The organism is Microbacterium sp. (genome assembly GCF_048259935.1).
Classification (GTDB): Bacteria; Actinomycetota; Actinomycetes; order Actinomycetales; family Microbacteriaceae; genus Microbacterium.
The window spans coordinates 121,409-123,839 of the sequence record NZ_JBLXHF010000008.1 but is presented as its reverse complement, the minus strand read 5'-3'; the positions used below and the strand labels follow the sequence as shown (position 1 = coordinate 123,839).

Below are 2,431 nucleotides of genomic sequence, written 5' to 3'. Positions count from 1 at the left end.
CGTTCGAGCGTTTCGGTGACGGCCTTGTGGGTGCCGATCAGTCGCCCGGCAGCGCACCAGACGGCGACGAGGATCAGGAACACGACGATCATGACCGCGACGTCGCCGGGCGAGCTGGTGCGGAAGATCGGCGTGTAGAGGGAGATGTTGTCGGCCCCGTTGGCGATCGTGATCCCGGCGACCCCCCATAGTCCGACCGCGGTGATCTTGGAGTCGTCATCATCGTCGTCGCCGTTACGGCGCAGGCCGCGAATGAGCGTCCAGATGCCGATGCCGAGCGGGATCAGACCCAGGAAGCCGACCCATTCGTCCGGGACGATCGTGAGACCGAGCGCGGCGATCACGCTGATCACGACGAGTGTGATGAACCCGAGGTACTGGCCTGCGACGATCTGCCACGGTCGCGGCTTTCCCCGGCTGGAGGCGAGGAACAGCACGGTGAGCACGACGATGTCGTCGATGTTGGTCGCCGCGAACAGGCCGATCGCCGACCCGATGGTTGCGAGCATCAGCTTTCCATTCGTGGTGTGCGGGTGCGTGCGGCGCGCAGGCCGTTGAGGATCACGATGACCTCCGCGACCTCGTGGACCAGGACGACAGCCGCGAGCCCCAGGACCCCGAAGAGCGCGAGCGGGAGCAGTGCGGTGATGATCAGCAGGGACAGGATGATGTTCTGGTTGATGATCCGCCGGCCCCGCCGCGCGTGATCGAACGCCCGCGGGATGAGCCGCAGATCATGACCCGTGAAGGCCACGTCCGCAGACTCGATCGCCGCATCGGAGCCGGTCGCTCCCATCGCGATGCCGATGTGCGGACGCCGGGGCAGCGTCGTTGATGCCGTCACCGATCATCGCGACCGATCCCGCCTTCGACAACTCGCCGATCGCGGTCGCCTTGTCCTCAGGGCGCAGCTCCGCGCGCACATCAGCGATCCCGGCCTGCGCAGCCAGCGCACGAGCGGTGCGGGCGTTGTCCCCGGTGAGCATCGTCATGCGACGCCCTGATCCGCAAGCGTGCGGACCACCTCGGGGACTTCCGGACGCAGCTCGTCGCGGACGCCGATCGCCGCGACCGGTGCCTCGTCGCGGTGCACGATCACGACAGTCATGCCCTGCTCCTCAAGCCCTGCAACCCGGTCGCCGAGCTCGCCGGCGTCAGGCCAGCGGGGCTGCCGACCGTGATACGAGCGCCATCGACGGTGCCGTCGATGCCGGCCCGGCCTGCTCGGTCACATCCGCGGCCACGGGAACACCCGGGCTGCAGCGGTGATCGCCGCCGCAAGGGGATGCGTGCTGTGCTGCTCCAGAGCCGCCGCCCAAGCCAGCGCCTGCTCCTCGGCAATGCCGTTCGCAGTGAGGACCGCGGTGACCGCGGGCTCGTTACGGGTCAGGGTGCCGGTCTTGTCGACCGCGACGTGCCGGACCGTGCCGAAGCGCTCGAAGACCGCGCCGGACTTGATGATCACGCCGAACTTGCTCGCCGCGCCGATCGCGGCAACGACCGTCAACGGCACCGAGATCGCCAGCGCGCACGGAGAGGCCGCTACCAGCACGACGAGCGCACGAGTGATCCATACCTCCGGGTCGCCCAGCAGTGACCCAATGATCGCGACGAGCGCTGCGAGAATCAGCACACCGGGTACGAGCGGGCGGGCGATCCGGTCCGCGAGACGCGCACGCTCGCCCTTCTCCGTCTGCGCTTTCTCGACCAACTCCACGATCGTCGTAAGCGAGTTATCGGTACCGGCCGCGGTCGCCTCGACCTCCAGCACGCCGGAGCTGTTAATCGCGCCGGCCGACACCGCGTCCCCGGGCTCGACCTCGACGGGGATCGACTCCCCGGTGATCGCCGAGGTGTCCAGGCTTGAGCGGCCAGAGCGGACGATCCCGTCGGTTGCGATCCGTTCGCCCGGGCGGACCACCATGACCTGGCCGACCGTCAACTCCCTTGCCGGCACCTGCGCAGAGACGCCGCTCTGCAGCACGGTCGCCGTCTCCGGCACGAGCTTCAGCAGCGCCCGCAGGCCGCCACGGGCACGGTCCATCGCCTTGTCCTCAAGCGCCTCAGCAATCGAGTACAAGAACGCCAGAGCAGCGGCCTCCTCCACATAGCCGAGGATGACCGCGCCGATCGCGCTGATCGTCATCAGCAGCCCGATCCCGAGCTTGCCCTTGAACAGCTTCCGAATCGCGCCAGGAGTGAACGTCGACGCGCCCAGCAGCAGGCCGATCCAGAACAGCACGAGCGCCGGGATCTCGAGGCCGGACCATTCGAAGATCAGACCGGCCAGGAATGCGACACCGGAGAAGACCGGCACCATGATCCCGCGGTCCCTCCACCAGGGCCGCTCCACCTCTTCGGTCTCGTCATCCGCCGCAGCCGCAGTGGCAGGCTCGTGCTCGCAACCACACGCCGCGCTCACGCGTCAGCC

The 2,431-nt window shown here is 68.2% G+C and carries 4 protein-coding genes; all 4 read right to left on the bottom strand.

The window, feature by feature from the left end:
• The coding region (locus ACN0RC_RS13815; RefSeq protein WP_417512483.1) for a cadmium resistance transporter at positions 1-509 on the bottom strand (509 nt) is incomplete at its 3' end.
• Positions 509-754, bottom strand: a complete 246-nt coding sequence (locus ACN0RC_RS13810; protein ID WP_417512482.1) for a hypothetical protein — start codon at positions 752-754, stop codon at positions 509-511. The genes ACN0RC_RS13815 and ACN0RC_RS13810, both read right to left, overlap by 1 nt.
• On the bottom strand, positions 735-992 hold the full coding sequence (locus ACN0RC_RS13805; protein ID WP_417512481.1) for an HAD family hydrolase: 258 nt from the start codon (positions 990-992) through the stop codon (positions 735-737). Before ACN0RC_RS13805 ends, ACN0RC_RS13810 begins: the two co-directional genes overlap by 20 nt.
• A 236-nt stretch (positions 993-1,228) precedes the next feature.
• Positions 1,229-2,422 carry a heavy metal translocating P-type ATPase gene (locus ACN0RC_RS13800; RefSeq protein ID WP_417512480.1) on the bottom strand — a complete coding sequence of 398 codons (1,194 nt, stop codon included), beginning with the start codon at positions 2,420-2,422 and terminating at the stop codon, positions 1,229-1,231.
• Positions 2,423-2,431 lie beyond the last annotated feature (9 nt).